Source organism: Streptomyces sp. NPDC051315, from assembly GCF_044455165.1.
GTDB lineage: Bacteria > Actinomycetota > Actinomycetes > Streptomycetales > Streptomycetaceae > Streptomyces.
Genome location: NZ_JBITEN010000013.1, coordinates 60,022 through 74,804 on the forward strand (window position 1 = coordinate 60,022; position 14,783 = coordinate 74,804).

Annotated in this window: 14 protein-coding genes; 4 read left to right on the forward strand and 10 right to left on the reverse strand. The window is 72.7% G+C overall.

Going from position 1 to position 14,783, the window contains the following annotated elements; all coding sequences use genetic code 11:
- Positions 1-26: 26 nt before the first annotated feature.
- From ACIBBD_RS24320 to ACIBBD_RS24330, 3 genes are all read right to left on the reverse strand, one after another.
- Entirely contained in the window at positions 27-329 is a 303-nt protein-coding gene (locus ACIBBD_RS24320; protein WP_399421610.1) for a DUF3040 domain-containing protein, read from the reverse strand.
- 172 nt (positions 330-501) lie between these two features.
- Positions 502-1,923: a family 43 glycosylhydrolase gene (locus ACIBBD_RS24325; protein WP_399421770.1), complete on the reverse strand. Its 1,422-nt coding sequence runs from the start codon at positions 1,921-1,923 to the stop codon at positions 502-504.
- 86 nt (positions 1,924-2,009) lie between these two features.
- On the reverse strand, positions 2,010-3,518 hold the full coding sequence (locus ACIBBD_RS24330) for a family 43 glycosylhydrolase (protein ID WP_399421611.1): 1,509 nt from the start codon (positions 3,516-3,518) through the stop codon (positions 2,010-2,012).
- 471 nt (positions 3,519-3,989) lie between these two features.
- Here ACIBBD_RS24330 and ACIBBD_RS24335 point away from each other — a divergent pair, with 471 nt between their 5' ends.
- A complete protein-coding gene (locus tag ACIBBD_RS24335) occupies positions 3,990-4,490 on the forward strand; it encodes a hypothetical protein (protein ID WP_399421612.1) in 501 nt (166 codons plus the stop codon).
- Here the strand turns inward: ACIBBD_RS24335 and ACIBBD_RS24340 are convergent.
- The 6 genes from ACIBBD_RS24340 to ACIBBD_RS24365 all read right to left on the reverse strand — a co-directional run bounded on the left by ACIBBD_RS24340 (position 4,487) and on the right by ACIBBD_RS24365 (position 10,440).
- Positions 4,487-4,972 (reverse strand): DUF6174 domain-containing protein, encoded by a 486-nt coding sequence (locus tag ACIBBD_RS24340; RefSeq protein ID WP_399421613.1) that lies wholly within the window; start codon positions 4,970-4,972, stop codon positions 4,487-4,489. The two genes, ACIBBD_RS24335 and ACIBBD_RS24340, sit on opposite strands and share 4 nt — an antisense overlap.
- Positions 4,973-5,025: 53 nt before the next feature.
- Positions 5,026-5,247 carry a hypothetical protein gene (locus tag ACIBBD_RS24345; protein WP_399421614.1) on the reverse strand — a complete coding sequence of 74 codons (222 nt, stop codon included), beginning with the start codon at positions 5,245-5,247 and terminating at the stop codon, positions 5,026-5,028.
- 104 nt (positions 5,248-5,351) lie between these two features.
- Entirely contained in the window at positions 5,352-6,626 is a 1,275-nt protein-coding gene (locus ACIBBD_RS24350; RefSeq protein WP_399421615.1) for a DUF3500 domain-containing protein, read from the reverse strand.
- An 82-nt stretch (positions 6,627-6,708) separates the two neighbouring features.
- Positions 6,709-7,605 (reverse strand): PaaX family transcriptional regulator C-terminal domain-containing protein, encoded by an 897-nt coding sequence (locus tag ACIBBD_RS24355; RefSeq protein WP_399421616.1) that lies wholly within the window; start codon positions 7,603-7,605, stop codon positions 6,709-6,711.
- Positions 7,606-7,657: 52 nt separating this feature from the next.
- Positions 7,658-9,091: an alpha/beta hydrolase family protein gene (locus tag ACIBBD_RS24360; RefSeq protein WP_399421617.1), complete on the reverse strand. Its 1,434-nt coding sequence runs from the start codon at positions 9,089-9,091 to the stop codon at positions 7,658-7,660.
- Positions 9,088-10,440: an MFS transporter gene (locus ACIBBD_RS24365; protein WP_399421618.1), complete on the reverse strand. Its 1,353-nt coding sequence runs from the start codon at positions 10,438-10,440 to the stop codon at positions 9,088-9,090. Before ACIBBD_RS24365 ends, ACIBBD_RS24360 begins: the two co-directional genes overlap by 4 nt.
- Positions 10,441-10,651: 211 nt before the next feature.
- Between ACIBBD_RS24365 and ACIBBD_RS24370 the strand changes: the two genes are divergently transcribed.
- From ACIBBD_RS24370 to ACIBBD_RS24380, 3 genes are all read left to right on the forward strand, one after another.
- A complete protein-coding gene (locus tag ACIBBD_RS24370) occupies positions 10,652-11,410 on the forward strand; it encodes a hypothetical protein (protein ID WP_399421619.1) in 759 nt (252 codons plus the stop codon).
- A 384-nt stretch (positions 11,411-11,794) separates the two neighbouring features.
- Positions 11,795-12,415: a sigma-70 family RNA polymerase sigma factor gene (locus ACIBBD_RS24375; protein ID WP_399421620.1), complete on the forward strand. Its 621-nt coding sequence runs from the start codon at positions 11,795-11,797 to the stop codon at positions 12,413-12,415.
- A gap of 242 nt (positions 12,416-12,657) precedes the next feature.
- On the forward strand, positions 12,658-13,761 hold the full coding sequence (locus ACIBBD_RS24380) for a winged helix DNA-binding domain-containing protein (protein ID WP_399421621.1): 1,104 nt from the start codon (positions 12,658-12,660) through the stop codon (positions 13,759-13,761).
- A gap of 208 nt (positions 13,762-13,969) precedes the next feature.
- Here ACIBBD_RS24380 and ACIBBD_RS24385 read toward each other — a convergent pair whose 3' ends face one another.
- Positions 13,970-14,611, reverse strand: coding sequence for a LysE family translocator (locus ACIBBD_RS24385; protein ID WP_399421622.1), 642 nt, complete (start codon positions 14,609-14,611; stop codon positions 13,970-13,972).
- Positions 14,612-14,783: the final 172 nt, after the last annotated feature.

Consider the following 14,783-nt stretch of genomic DNA (forward strand, 5'->3'; position numbering starts at 1 on the left):
CCGAACAGTCGCGCGTCCGGGTCCGGTCAGGGCTCCGTCCAATGGCACAGCAGCCGGAACGCCGCGTACAGCGTCGGCGGCCATATTGCGGCGAACGCCCAGATCACGGCCGGTGCCGAGGTGGTGATGCCGGCCACCATCAGAGCCACGGACACGGCGAGCAGCAGCGCCACGGTCAGGGGGCGGGGGGTGTAGGACGCCAGGCGGGAGAGGCCGGGGCGCCATCGCAGGGTGCGCAGCCGCCTGTCCAGACGGCGGTCGCGGCGCAGCGCGCGCTCCATCTCCGCCAGGACGCGCCGCTCGTCATCGGAAAGCCGGCCTGTCGCCACTGTCCCTCCTCACCGGGCCGACACGGACGCCGTCCGAGTGCCCGGGCGTCCGGCGGTGTAACAGTGCGACGACGACGCGTCCCCGGTCGGCGGGGTTCGCCGACCGGGGACGCCACCGGATCCCCGTGGGTGGGTCAGAAGGGCGCGGGGCGCGGACGCGCGGACGGAGGCGTCACTGCGCGTAGTACGTCGCGTCCGCCCGGTCCGTCGCCGTGCTCAACGCCTGGACGTACAGCAGGTAGTTGGAGTGCCGGATGTAACGGCCCGGGTAGTTGTACGACTCGTAGGAGATGCCCGCCGAGTCGGCGAGGCCGGCCCGCCGGGAGAACGTGGCGTCGGAGGCGAACCGTGCCGTGCCGTCGTTCTTCTCCACCCACACCTCGAAGTTCTTGTGCCGCAGGTAGTAGCCGGGGAAGTTGGCCGACTCCAGCGACACCGTGCCGCTGCCGGCCAGGCCGGGCACCACCCGGAACTGCGAGTCGGCGAGCGGGCTCACGTTCGCCTCCAGCCGGGCGCGGTACTCCCAGTGGCGGACGAAACGGTCCGGGACGTTGTACGAGGAGAAGCGCTGCGGGGTGACGCCGTCGGCGACCGGGATGCCGAAGTCGGGGGTGCCGTCGGCCTTCCAGTACACCTTCTGCACGCGGGTGCGGCGGTTGGGGTCGTTCAGCGGGTCACCGGTGATGTCCTTGTAGCTGCGGTCGTGGTAGACGAGGATGTCGGACTTGCCGTCCTCGGAGACGGTGAAGGAGTTGTGGCCGGGACCGTACTGCGAGGTCGCGTCACTGGACCTGAAGACCGGCTGCGCACCCTTCGACCAGGACGCCGGGTCGGTCAGGTCGGCGCTCGCGGACGCGGTCAGCATGCCCAGGCAGTAGTTGGCGTCGGTCGCGCTCGCCGAGTAGGTCATGAAGACCTTGCCGCCGCGCTGGATGACGGCCGGCCCCTCGTTGACCTTGTAACCGATCGTCTCCCAGGACAGCGTGGGCTGGGAGAGCTCCGCCGGGGTCCCGGTGATGGTCCAGGGGTTGGCCATCTTCGCGAGGAAGAGACTGGTGTTGTTGTTCTCGGCCGGGTTGCGCTGCGCCCAGGCGAGGTAGCGCACGCCGTTCACGACGAAGGTGGTGGCGTCGAGGGAGAAGGTCTCCCACGTGGTCTTGATCTGGCCCTTCTCGGTCCAGGTCGCGGTGAGCGGGTTGCTGCCGGTGCCCTCCAGGACGTACATGCGGATCGCCCACACGTCGTTGGTGGCGCCGGCCGCGAAGTACACGTACCACTTGCCGTCGATGAAGTGGATCTCCGGTGCCCAGATGTGGGCGCCCATGACCCCGCTGGTGTGCTTGGTCCAGATGGTGACCTCCTGGGCCGTCGACAGGCCCTGGATGGTGGTCGCCCGGCGCAGCACGATGCGGTCGTACTCGGGGACGGTCGCGGTGAAGTAGTAGTAGCCGTCGGTGTGTTTGAAGATGTGCGGGTCGGCGCGCTTCTCGGCGAGGGGGTTGGTGTACGTCACGGCGGGGGAGTCGGGTACGGCGGCCTGTGCGGGGGAGCCCGCGCCGGTGAGGACGGCGGCGAGGGCCACGAGCACGGCCATGAGCAGCCGGACGGCGTTGCGTCTCAAGTTGTTCTCCAGTCGGGGGAGGGGGAGGGGGAGGGGAGGGGGAGGCGGGTCGGGGGCGGTCACGTCGTGGGGACGAGCCGCCACTGCTGGCAGGTGTTGTTCAGCCACGTCCACTGCCGTACGTCGGTGCCGTCGGCGGTTCCGCAGTCCGCGACGTCGGCGACCTTTCCGCTGTTCTCGTTGACGAGCCGCACGTAGTCGCCGCTCGCGGTGAACACCGGCCGGAAGCGCTGGCACCTGTTGTTCAGCCACGACCACTGGCGCAGGTCGGCGCCGTCGGCGGTGGAGCAGTCGGCGGTGTCCAGCACGCCGCCGGTGGCCACGTTCACCAGCCGGCTGGTGTCGTCGCCGAGGTCCTCGATCCGCCACTTCTGGTTGGCCCCGCCGGTGCAGGTCCACTGGAAGACGCCCGCGCCGTTGGCGGTGGAGCCGCCCGCGAGGTCCAGGCACTTGCCGCTGTTGCGGTTGACCAGGGTGTACGACGTCGGGGTCGTCGCCGTCTCCCCGGACGGGCCCGGGAGCGTGGTGCCGAGGGGGACCGGGGTGCCGAAGTCCGGGGTGCCGTCGGCGTTCCAGGTGAACTTCTGGGCCCTGGTCGTGCGGCCGTTGCCGCAGCCGCCGGTCGGGGAGGAGTTGGCGTGGTAGACGATCCAGTTCTCGGTGCCGTCGGGCGAGGTGAAGAAGCCGTTGTGGCCGGGGCCGTAGACGCCGCCTGCGTCACTGCGCTGGAAGACGGGTGTCTGCTTCTTCGTCCAGGACGACGGGCTGAGGGGGTCGGTGCCGGTGAGTTCCAGCAGACCGAGCTTGTAGTCGGCGGTCTGGCAGTGACTGGCGGAGAACGTCAGGAAGGTGCGGCCGTCGTGGTAGAGCGGTTCGGGGCCCTCGTTGACGGGCCCGCCCGAGGTCTCCCAGCTCAGCGTGGGGCTGGAGATCACCGTGAAGGTGCCGCCGGACAGGGTGTAGGGGTTGCTCATCGGCGCGATGACCAGGCTCTGGGCGCTGCCGTTCACGAAGCCGCTGCCGACCAGGTACAGCTTTCCGCCGTACTGGAGCACGCTCGCGTCGATCAGCCAGCCGTCCGGCGTCAGGTTGGAGCCGGTCAGCGAGCCCTTGTAGGTGTACGGCCCCATCGGGTCGGTGCCGGCGCTCTCCAGCACGTGGGTGCGCTGGGAGTCGCAGCAGGCGACACCGCTCCGGCCGGCCGAGTAGTACAGGTACCAGCGGCCGTTGAACTGGTGGATCTCCGGTGCCCAGATGTTGGTGTTCCGGGTCGAGGTGGTGTCCGACCACACCTGCACGGTCGGCGCGGTGGCGAGACCCGCCAGGGTCGGCGCCTTGCGCATGCCGAGGACACCCGTGAACGTCGTGGTGACCAGGTAGTAGTTGCCGTCGTGGTACTCCAGCCAGGGGTCGGCGCCCTTGGCCGACTTCAGCGGGTTGGTGTACGGGCGGCCGTCCGCCGCGGACACCGGCTGGGTCGCCGCGACGAGGGCGACGAGAAGCGCGAGGACACAGACCAGCAAGGGGCTGCGGCGCGCTGTCCCCGCGCGGGCACGCGGAGGCGACATCCGAGGCATACAGGACCGTCCCTTGTCCGTAATTTCGAACGAAGTTCGTAACTTCGGCCAGAAGATAGGGGGCGGGTATGCCCTCGTCAATGGTTTCGACACAGGCGCGTGGGGCGGCCGCCGGCCCGCGTTCACGGAACGGTCACAGGGCTCCGGGATCCGCCCGCCCGGCCGGACGCCGGGTCACGCTCGCCCACTCGGTGCCCGCGCTGCTCCACGCGACGGGCAGCGCGCGGGCCGGCGGGCCGCCGGGGTGTGACGAGGTGCTCGGTGTCAGCGGCCGGGGCCACGGTCACCACCGACCGCCTCGGGTACCCCCGAGTGAATCCGAGCCGGCGGCGTCCCGGGCTCTCTCCGCACCCGTGGGGCGCAGGTGAACATCCCCCACGGGCCGTCCGTACCCCTGGGCAGTCGTCCGCCCGGCCGCCCCCGCGGCCGGGCACCGTCGGTGACCGGAACACGGAGAGGTACGTGGCACAGCAGCCGCAGCGAGGACACACCGGCCGAACCCTGTCCACCGCCCGCCTGGTGCGCGGCGCGGCACTCCTCCCGGGCCTGGCCCTGCTTGTGCTGCTCACGGCCTGCGGCGGCGGCACGGAGACTGCCGCGGTGAACAGCGACCCGGCGAAGGTCACCGCCGCCCCGGCGGCCGGTGTCGTGGCCCCGGCGAAGGTCGAGGTGATCGCCGGCCTGACCGGCTGCGAGGCCGAGATCCGCATCGAGGCCGACGAACTGCGCGAGGGCGTGTGTCACACCGAGACCGCCGACTACGTGATCACCACCTTCCCCGCGGAGAGGTACAAGCTGGCCTGGCTGGACGCGGCCGGTGTGTACGGCGGCACGTACCTGGTCGGCGAGCGCTGGGTCGTCAGCGCGCGACCGGATGTGCTGCAACGCTTCCGGCCGAAACTCGGCGGCACCGTCCGCCGACTGCGGGGCACGGACCCGGCCCCGGCCCCCGGCGCGTCCTAGGAGGAGACGTCCGGCCGGCGGGGCGTCGGGTCATAGGCGCTGATGACGTACAGCGCCTCGTCGTCTATGGCGTTCTCGTCCCAGTCGAGGGATATCCGCACCGGGCGGCCGTCCGGCGCGTACCGCGCCTCGGCGGTGTGCGCGTCGTCGTCGCGGGCCTGCTCCAGCCGCTCCAGCAGCCCGCCGATCGTGGGGACCAGTCCGGGCACCTCCCGCGCCGCCCGCCGGCTGTCCTCGTCGAGCCCGAGGACCTCCGCCACGGCGCCGTCCCGGACCTCCACCCGGAAGGTCCCCGCCAGGACCTGGGTCCTCGACGTCAGCGTGTAGGCGTAGGAGGCGGGCTCCTTCCAGGCGGCCGGTGCGCTTCCCCCGGCGGGCTCCGGGTGCGCCGCCCCGGAGTCGCAGGCGGCGGTCGCGCACAGCAGGGCCCCGATCAGTACGGCGGCGGAGACGGAACGGGACCTGGTGGCAACGGCGGTCATGGGAGCTCCCCTCGGGTCGGTCACCGCTGTGACGCAGCCGGGCGCGGGAACGTTCACGGCGGCGCGGGGGAGCCGGTCCGGACCCCGGTGTGCCCCTCGTTCACGCGGTCGAGGAACATCTGCGCCGCCTGCCCGACGCCGTCCGTCGACACGTCCGTCGAGTGGAGCGGGAACAGGTCGATGCCGTCCGGACGGACCCGGCGGCGGACCCGTCGGCGGTGGCAGGGCCCGGCCGCCGACGAGGTCACGTACGCCGACCCCGTGGGTGTCACCACCGCCGGCAAGGTCGTCGAGGGCTCGTGGCCCCGATGCGCGCACGCCGGCGGGCGCCCCGGCCGAAGCCGGGACGCCCGAGGTGGAGCGAGTGAGGGGCCTGCCGTCAGTGGTCGGTCTCCAGGTGGAGCTTGAGCAGGTCCACGCCGTAGTCGTTGCCGTTGGGGGTGCGGATGATGGTGTGGATGTGCTGCTGGGTGGGTTCGCCCTGAGCACCCGGCCCGCCGGGACCCGTGCCGGGGGAGGCGGACGCGGTGGGCGAGGCGCTCTCCCGGTCGCCGTGGTAGGCGAGCGGGGACTGGGCGTCGTACTCGATGAGCACGACGGGGCTGTGCACTCGGTAGTAGAACGCCGAGTCGTCCTCGTACGCGCCGATCCAGTGGAAGTACGTGTCGTCGAGGTGCTTCTCGATCTCGCGCATCCGGACCCGCGCGTGGCCCTCGGCCATGGCGCCGACGTACACCTCGACCAGGTCGCTCAGCAGCTTCTGCTGGGCGCGCGTCAGGTCCGAGCCCTTCAGGCCCACGTACGGCATGACGGCGTTGTCCTGGCCGGCCCCGGCGACCAGGTTGGTGCCGCCCTTCTCCTCGTCGGAGAGCGCGGCGGCGAGCTGGGTGTCGTTCAGGGAGCGCAGCAGCCTGAGGCCGGCGGAGGTCTCCTCCTTGAAGAGGTGGTAGTCCTTCCCGTCGTACGTGATCTTCGTGGGTTCCGAGCCCATGAAGGTCGGGGTCATGACGACCTGGTCGCCCAGGACGAAGTAGTTGATGACGAGGTGGTGGCCCTCGAACTGGAAGCCCCACGGGTCCTTCGCCGACGGGGTGCCCATGATCGTGAACCAGTAGGCGTCCTCGTTGAGCGCCTTCGAGGTGTCGCCGCTGTACTCGCCGAGGAACTGGTTGAGCTTGCGGATGCCGTCGGCCTGCTGCAGGCCGCGGGCCGAGAGCGCCGCCTTGAGCAGCTTGGTGCCGAGGGTGTACTGCTTCTCGGACAGGTCGCGCAGGGCGACGCCGTCGCGGTCGTTGGAATCGATGTTGGTCCAGTCGAGCCACTGGTCGGAGTCGATGTCGAAGAGCGTGGCCGCCTTCTGTTCGTCGGAGAGCGCGTCGACGAAGGCCTGGGCGGCGCGCACCACCGGGGTGGTGGAGACGCCGGTGGAGTGGATCGCGTACAGGTCGTCGACGACCTGGCCGTCCGTGGTGACGCCGACGAAGTCGTCGTACGCGATCGTCTGTCCGAAGCCGCCGCCGGCCGGGCGGCCCGACGGCGAGGCGCTCGCCGTCGCGTCGGCCGTCGAGGTCTCCTCGGCGCCGGCCCGGGTGGCGGTGTAACCGCCCATGAGCGCGACGGCGGAGACGCCGCCGGTGAGCAGGGCCCTGTTCATGAACCACCGACGTGAGCGGTGGGCTCCCTGGGTGCGCGGTTTGTGTCCGTGAGTGGTGTGATTCACATGGTCGACGATTTCGTCAACGATTATCAGGGGCATGGCAAGACGCTGTGGGGGAGATAGGAAAGCCGTCCTGGCGGGACGGGGTGGTCTCCAGCAGTGCGCGGGCCATGTGCCGGGCGGGGGCGGCGGTCTGTTCGGCGACGTGCCGGAAGGTGTCCTGGGCGGGACGGGCGGGCCAGGCGGGGGGCAGGTGCCGGGCGGGCAGCCGGGGGTCCGTGCGGATGGTCGACAGCCACTCGCTGACCAGGCGCAGCCGGGTGCCGATCGGGTCGTCTCCGGCCCCGGCGTTCAGGTGGGCGGTCCAGCGCTTGTCGAAAGCGACGTAACGGGCGGCGATGCTCTCCAGGTCCCAGGTGTCGCGGATCATCAGCTCGATGTCGGTGGCCTCGTCCGCCCGGGCGTGGAAGATCTTGACGTGAGAGGCCAGCCCGAGCTCGGAGACGACACCGGCGACGTCGACCTTCCCGGGGGCGATCCACAGTCCGCTGTACAGGGCGCCGAACCCGGACCAGGTGAGCCGTGAGCGCAGGTCGTGGCGCTGGCGTTTCCAGGAGTCGGGGAGGGAGAAGCCCAGCAGCGTCCAGGCGCCGTCCCAGTCGTCGTTGACGGCGCCCTGCTTCCAGATGCGGATGCGGCCGTCCTCCAGGACGCGGGTCGCCTGCGGGGTCAGCCCGAAGTACATCCGGCGGCCCTCCCTCTGACGCCTCAGCAGACCGCGGTTGACCATGCGGGTCAGCGTGGAGCGTACGGCCTGTTCACCGACCCCGACGCGGCCGAGGACGTCGATGATGCTGCCCGAGTACACGCACAGGTCCCCCTCGTCCAGGACGTGGTTGCCGAAGAAGGCGAGCATGAGCGACTGCGGGCGCGGCTGCGCCCCGTCCGAGGTGTCCAGGATGTCGTCGTCCTCCACGGAGGCAAGCGTACGGCCGCCCGCCGACGGTGCGGCGGGCGGCCGTACGGCGTCACCGGCCGTCGGCGGGGTGGGCAAGGTCGTACGGCCGCGGGTAGGGGGCGGGCCGGTGGTCGACGTACCGGGCGGGGGACGTCGGGTCGGCCGCGGCGGCCCGCGAGTTGAGGGCCCGCGGGTCGGTCCGGTGCCAGCCGCCGGTGGTGAGACGGTCCTCCAGGGTGTGCAGGGCGGCGAGTTGTTCGGCGGGGCTGAAGGTGCAGTGGCCGGCGTGGTCGACGTACGCCTGCCGCAGCAGGGGCGCCGAGCCGGCGGCGGTGACCGCCCGGCGCAGGGCGCTCTCCGTCTGGACGGGGACGAGGGCGTCGCCGGTGGTGTGGACGGAGAACTGCGGCTTGGTCAGCCTGCCGGTGAAGGAGCTGGTACGGCTCATCCACGCGACGGCGGCCGGGTCGGCGCCGATGCGCGGGGCGCGGTCGAGGGCGTTCAGGTCGGCGCGCAGGGACAGCCCGGCCTCCTTGTACAGCTCGGTGACCTCCTCGCGGACGGAGGACCGGCCGAGCATCGCCGCGTAGTCGACCCCGGTGTTCCAGGACATGTTGCCGCCCGCCCGGCTCTCGGCCTCCTGCCGCCAGGAGAAGGCGGCGGTCTTCAGCAGGCCCTTGACGGCCGGGTACTGGTTGGCCTGCTGCGTGTCCCAGTCGGTCGGGTCGGGCCGGGTCTGCGTCGGCTGGTTCCAGACCGGGATGTTGTGCAGGGCGGCGGCCAGGGCGATGCGGGCCCGCCCGGCGGCCGTCGACTGCGCCGCGTCGACCACGGCCGTCAGGGCGTTCGCCGCCTGGCCGGCGGCCGCCTGGTCCGGCAGCCCGGTCAGCGGGATGCCGGAGTCGGGCGCGAGGAGGGTCTTGAGGGCGAAGACCGGGTCGAGGGTGTTGTTCCAGTTGGCGACGCCGCCGTGGACGAGACCGCACAGGGACAGCGACCCGTCGATCCGGTCCGCGTGGCGCTCGGCGAGGGCGGTGGTGACCAGCCCGCCGTACGACCTGCCCCAGGCGACGGTGCGTCGGGCGGCCCCGAACCGGTCGGTGAAGGCGGAGAGGGTCGCGAGCTGATCGGGTACCGCGTCCGTCACCGCCCAGCCCGTGGTGGCGTACGAGGACCCGATCAGCGCGTACCCCTTCTCGAGCAGCAGGGCCTTGGTGGCCTCGTCGGGCGCGTTCTGGGCGGGGTTGGGCGCGCCGGCCGGGGTGTAGCCGTGGCTGAAGAGCAGGACGGTGCCGTTCCAGGCGGCGGGCACGTCCATCAGGTACGTCGCGCCCGACGGGAGCCGGCCCTCGATGTGGCTCGCGGTGGGGGCGGCGGCCGCCACGGCCGGGGCCGGTGAGGCGGTGACGGCGAACAGCAGGGCCGCGGCGCAGGCGGTGCGCCGGGCGGTGCGTGTGCGGGAGTGCGTGCGGGTGGGGACGCGTGTGCGGATGCCGGTCGTCATGCGGTGACTTCCTCCGTGTGGGGGGCGCCGGAGCGCTCGCTGGGGTCGGTGAGGGACGTCCGGCTGGTCTCGCGTACGCGCCAGACGGTCAGCGCGGTGACGGCGGCGCCGCCGCAGAGCAGCAGGGCGACGGGGGTGCTGCTGCCGCTGTCGGCCACCAGGCTGCCGGCGATCATCGGGGAGAAGCCGGCGCCGACGAGGGTGGCGCCCTGGTAGCCGAGGGAGGCACCGGTGTAGCGGACCCGGGTGCCGAACATCTCGGTGAGCAGGGCACCCAGCGGGCCGTACATCGTGGACTGGGCGATCCCGTGGCCGAGGACGACGGCGAGGATCAGCAGCCCGGGCGACCCCGAGTCGACCAGCGCGAGGACGGGGAAGGCGAGGACCGCCGAGGCGACGGCTCCGGCGAGGACGACCGGGCGGCGGCCGACGCGGTCGGAGAGCGCGGAGGCGCAGGGCAGCACGACCAGGGCGACGCAGGCGGAGACGGTGAGGGCGGTGAGCACCTGCGGGCGGGCGTAGCCGATGCCGGTGGCGTACGCGATCAGGTAACTGGTCAGCAGCGACTGGGCGGTGAAGGCGCCGATGCCGACACCGCAGGCCAGCAGCAGGGGGCGCGGGCGGCGCAGTACGTCGAGGATCGGCATCCGGGCCTCGGCGCGGTCCTTCTTCACCTCGGCGAAGAGCGGGCTCTCGACGACCTTGAGCCGTACGAAGAGTCCGACGCCGAGCAGCACCACGCTCAGCAGGAACGGCACGCGCCAGCCCCAGGCGGCGAACTGGTCCTTGGGCAGGGCGACCACGAGGGTGACGACGAGCGAGGACAGCAGGGAGCCGAGCGGGGCTCCCATCTGCGTGAAGCTGGACCACAGGCCGCGGCGCCGCTCCCCGGCGTGCTCGACGACCATCAGGGTGGCCCCGCCCCACTCACCGCCGATGGCGACGCCCTGGACGACCCGCAGCGTGATCAGCAGGACCGGCGCCCAGACGCCGATCGTGTCGTAGGTGGGCAGCAGGCCGATGAGGAAGCTGGCGCCGCCCATCAGGCCCATGGTGAGCAGCAGCATCGACTTGCGGCCTAGCCGGTCGCCGAAGTGCCCGAAGACGATGCCGCCGAGCGGTCGGGCGACGTAGCCGGCGGCGAACGTGCCGAACGCGGCGACGGTGCCGACGGCGGGGTCGGCGCCGGGGAAGAACAGTTCGCCGAAGACGAGGGCGGCGACGGTGCCGTAGACGAGGAAGTCGTAGAACTCCACGGCGGTGCCGAGCAGTCCGGAGAGTGCGACGCGGCGCAGCTGCCGGGTGCGTTCGGGAGTGGTGGACGGTGATGCGACGGGGGACGGGGGCATCGCGGTCTCCCTTGACCGGGGGAAGGACACCGTGAACTTAGGCTCAGAGATGACTGCCGTCAATAAAGTGCACAACATTGGTCGGGGAGATGCCGTCGCGCGGTGGGCACGTCGGAGTGGCGTGGATCACGTCGGTCGGGGTGAGTAAGGGGACCGGGCGGCATCCGTACCCACCCCTGACGACCAGTGCCCGGATGCGAGGATGAGCGCCGTGACAGCAGGGTGGTGCGCGCGCACGGTACGGGCCGCGGTCTTCGCGGCCGTGTGCGTGCTGCTCGCCGCCCTGGGACACGTCCTGATGTCCGGCGACGAGGTCCCCGCCGGGGCGCTCGGTGCCGGCGTGGCCGTGACCGGCGGCGTCGGCTGGTGCCTGGCGGGCCGTGAGCGCGGGCTGCCGCTGATCGTGACCGTCGTGGTCGCCGCGCAGACGGCCCTGCACTCCGCGTTCTCCCTCGTCCCGCCGACGTCCGGGAGCGCCGGCTCCATTGGCGCGGGCGGCCCCGGTTCCGCGCACCCGGGCGCGGACATGGCGTCGATGCCGATGGACTCCATGGACATGGGCACGGACATGGCCCTCGGGTACGCGGGCATGAACCACGCGGGCACGACCCACGCGGGCACGACCCACGCCGCCATGGAGTCCACGGACTCCATGGACGCGATGGATCACCTGGGCCACTTCACGACGGGCACCGGTTCGTCGTTCGCCGGAATGCTCGCCGCCCACCTGCTCGCCGCCCTCCTCACCGGCCTGTGGCTGGCGTACGGGGAGCGGGCCGCCTTCCGCATCCTGCGGGCCGTGGCCGGCCGGCTGGCGGCGCCGCTGCGGCTGCCGCTCGCTCTGCCCGCCCTCCCCGACCACCCGCGCCCGCGCGTACGCCGCCCCCGCCCGGAGCGGACCCCCGGCCCGCTCCTCATCGTCCACACGATCATCTCGCGCGGTCCGCCCGTGGGGACCGCTGTCGTCTGACGACAGCCGGTATCCCGGGCCGCCCCTGCGCGCCCCGGGCCTCGGCCGTACGCCCGCGCGGGCGCCGGACCGGCAACGCGCCGGAGCGGCGACACACCGAAGCGGCAATACGCCTTGGAGCGGCGACACACCGAAGCGGCATCGCGCTCAGCGCCGTGACGCACCACGCCCGGCGCTGGGGTGCCACCGCACCCCAGCGTCGTGGTGCCACGGCGCCGCGGCCATCGCGTCGTCGCACCCGTCGCCCCGGTCGCACGCGCATCCGCCGCATCCGTCGCGTCACCGCGCCGCCGCGCCGTCGTAGGGCCGACCCCTCACTCACACCGGACCGCCCGTGCCCTCGCGCGCCCCGGTCCGGGCCGCGGATCCCGAGAAGGACACCAGGTGATCACCTCTGCCCTGCCCACCGCACACCACGAGACCGGCGGACCGGCCTCGGCCGACGAGTCGATAACCGCCTGGGCGCTCGCCGCCCGCGGCGGTGACACCGACGCCGTCGAGCGGTTCGTCCGCGCCCTGCACCGAGACGTCCAGCGTTACGTCGCCCACCTGTGCGCCGATCCCCAGGCGGTGGACGACCTGGCCCAGGACACCTTCCTGCGCGCCCTCGGCAGTCTGCACCGTTTCGAGGGACGCTCCTCGGCGCGCGCCTGGCTGCTGTCCATCGCCCGCCGGGCCGTCATCGACAGCTACCGGTACGCCGCCGCCCGTCCCCGGCCCTGCGACGTGCCGGACTGGCGGGTGGCCGTCGAACTGTCCCAGCCGCGGGGCCTGCCCGGTTTCGACGACGGCATCGCCCTGCTGGACCTGCTGGCCTCGCTGCCGGACGAGCGCCGCGAGGCGTTCGTCCTGACCCAGATGGTCGGGCTGCCCTACGCGGAGGCCGCCGAGGTCAGCGCCTGCCCGGTCGGCACGGTCCGCTCCCGCGTGGCCCGGGCCCGGGCCACGCTGATGGACCTGCTGGACGACGAGACGGAGGAGCGCCCCGCCGAACTGGCGGCCTGAGCGCGGCCGCGCCGGGAAGGCGGCGTCGACGCACCGGGACGGCACCGGTCAGGGGGTGGCGGTGGGCGTGCCGGTGACGGCCGGCCACGCCGTCACCCCCTCGGGTCCAGGCCCCTCACGGCTCCGAGGGCCGCCGGCGCGCTTCCGGCGTCGTCCTGACCGCGTCGGCCCCCACCCCTGCCGGTGAACCGGCCGGGAGTCGGGGACAGAAGGTGTCCGCAAGCCGCCCTACTGTGCGGTGCATGACGAAGACGACGTCCACGGCCCCCGTGCTCGGCACCCGCGCCCTCAACCGCGCGACCCTCGACCGGCAGCTCCTCCTGCGCCGCTCCCCGCTCTCCGCGAAGGCCGCCGTCGAGCACCTCCTCGGCCTCCAGGCCCAGAACGTCAAACCGCCGTACTACGCCCTCGCCGCCCGCCTCGACGGCTTCGCCCCCGAGCGGTTGTCGACGCTCATGGCCGACCGCGAGGTGGTCCGTATCGTCACCCTGCGCTCGACCATCCACACCCACACCGCCGACGACTGCCTCACCCTGCGGCCCCTGGTGCAGCCCGCCCGCGACCGGGAGCTGACCACCTTCCGCAAGGGGCTCGCCGGCGTGGACCTCGACCGGCTCGCCGCCCTCGCCCGCGACCTCGTCGAAGCCGAGCCGCGCACCATGAAGCAGCTGCGCGAAGCGCTCCACACCGAGTGGCCGCACGCCGACCCGCAGGCCCTCGCCGTCGCCGCCCGCTGCAGACTCCCGCTCGTCCAGATCACCCCGCGCGGGCTGTGGGGCAGGAGCGGCCAGGTGACCCTCACCACCGCCGAGCGCTGGCTCGGCCGCGCCACCGAGCCCGCTCCGACGGCCGACGCCACCGTCCTGCGCTACCTCGCCGCCTTCGGTCCGGCCTCCGTCAAGGACATGCAGACCTGGGCCGGCCTGACCCGCCTGCGCGAGGCCTTCGAGCGCCTGCGCCCGCGGCTGCTGACCTTCCGGGACGAGAACGGCGTCGAACTCTTCGACCTGCCCGACGCCCCGCGCCCCGACCCCGACACCCCGGCCCCGCCGCGTTTCCTCCCCGAGTTCGACAACCTGCTCCTCTCCCACGCCGACCGCACCCGCGTCGTACCGCCCGAGCACTGGGGCCGCACCTGGCAGGGCAACCAGGCCCACTGCGCGCTCCTCGTCGACGGCTTCCTCGCCGGCGTGTGGAAGCTGGAGCCGGACGCCCTTGTCGTCGAGCCGTTCGGCACGCTCACCAGGGCCCAGCAGCAGGAGGTGGTGGCCGAGGGGGCACGCCTGTGGGAGACGATGCACGCGCAGTCGTCGTACGACGTCCGCTTCGGCAGCGTGATCCGGTAGACGCAACGACCGGCCGACCGGCCGACCGGCCATCCGTCGAGCCGTCGATCGATCGAGCCGTCAGTCAGTCGACCCGTCGATCAGTCGGTGTCGACCCGTCAGTCAGCCACCGTCGGTGGGTCGATGGCGACTCGCCAGTCAGCCGGCCCACAGCCGACCCTGGCGATCCGTCAGTCGGTCGATCCATCAGTCGACCGATGCCGTCCCGTCAGTTAGCCCGCCCCGTCACCGCCACCGTCACCCCGAGGCCGATCATCGTGCAGCCGCCCGCGCCGCCGATCAGGGAGAGCCGGCGGTCGGAGCGGGCGAACCAGGAGCGGGCCGCCGACGCCGTCAGGCCCCACAGGGTGTCCGTGACCAGGCCGATCGAGAGGGGCACCAGGCCGAGCAGCAGCATCTGCACCGGCACGTGCCCCGCCGAGTGGTCCACGAACTGGGGGAGCACGGCGGCGAAGAACACCACGCCCTTGGGGTTGGTGACACCGACCAGAACGCCGTCCAGGCCCGTCCGCAGGTCCCCGCGGGCCGCGGGCGCCGCCCCGATCGCCGACGCCTTCAACTCCCCCCGGTGCCGGAAGGCCTGGACGCCGAGGTGCACGAGATACGCCGCGCCCGCCAGCTTCACCGCGAGGTAGACCGTCACGGAACGCTCCACCACCGAGCCGATGCCGACCGCCACCGCCACCACGAGCAGGTAGGAGCCGACGACGTTGCCGAGCACCGTGACCACGGCGGTGCGGCGGCCGTGGGCCAGCGCCCGGCCGATGACGAACAGCACGCTCGGCCCCGGGATCACGATCACCAGCAGCGACATGGCCGCGAAGGCCAGGAAGCGGTCCGTGGACACCATGCCCGTCACCTCCGTCCGGCGCCCATGGAAACACACGCCCGACCGGGGCGGAACCGGTTTCCGGACATGGAGAGGGGGGGGGGGGGGGGGGGGGGGGGGGGGGGGGGGGGGGGGGGGGCGGCCCGGGGCCCCCCCCCCCGCGGGGGGGGGGGGGAGAGCGAAGGCAGGGAGA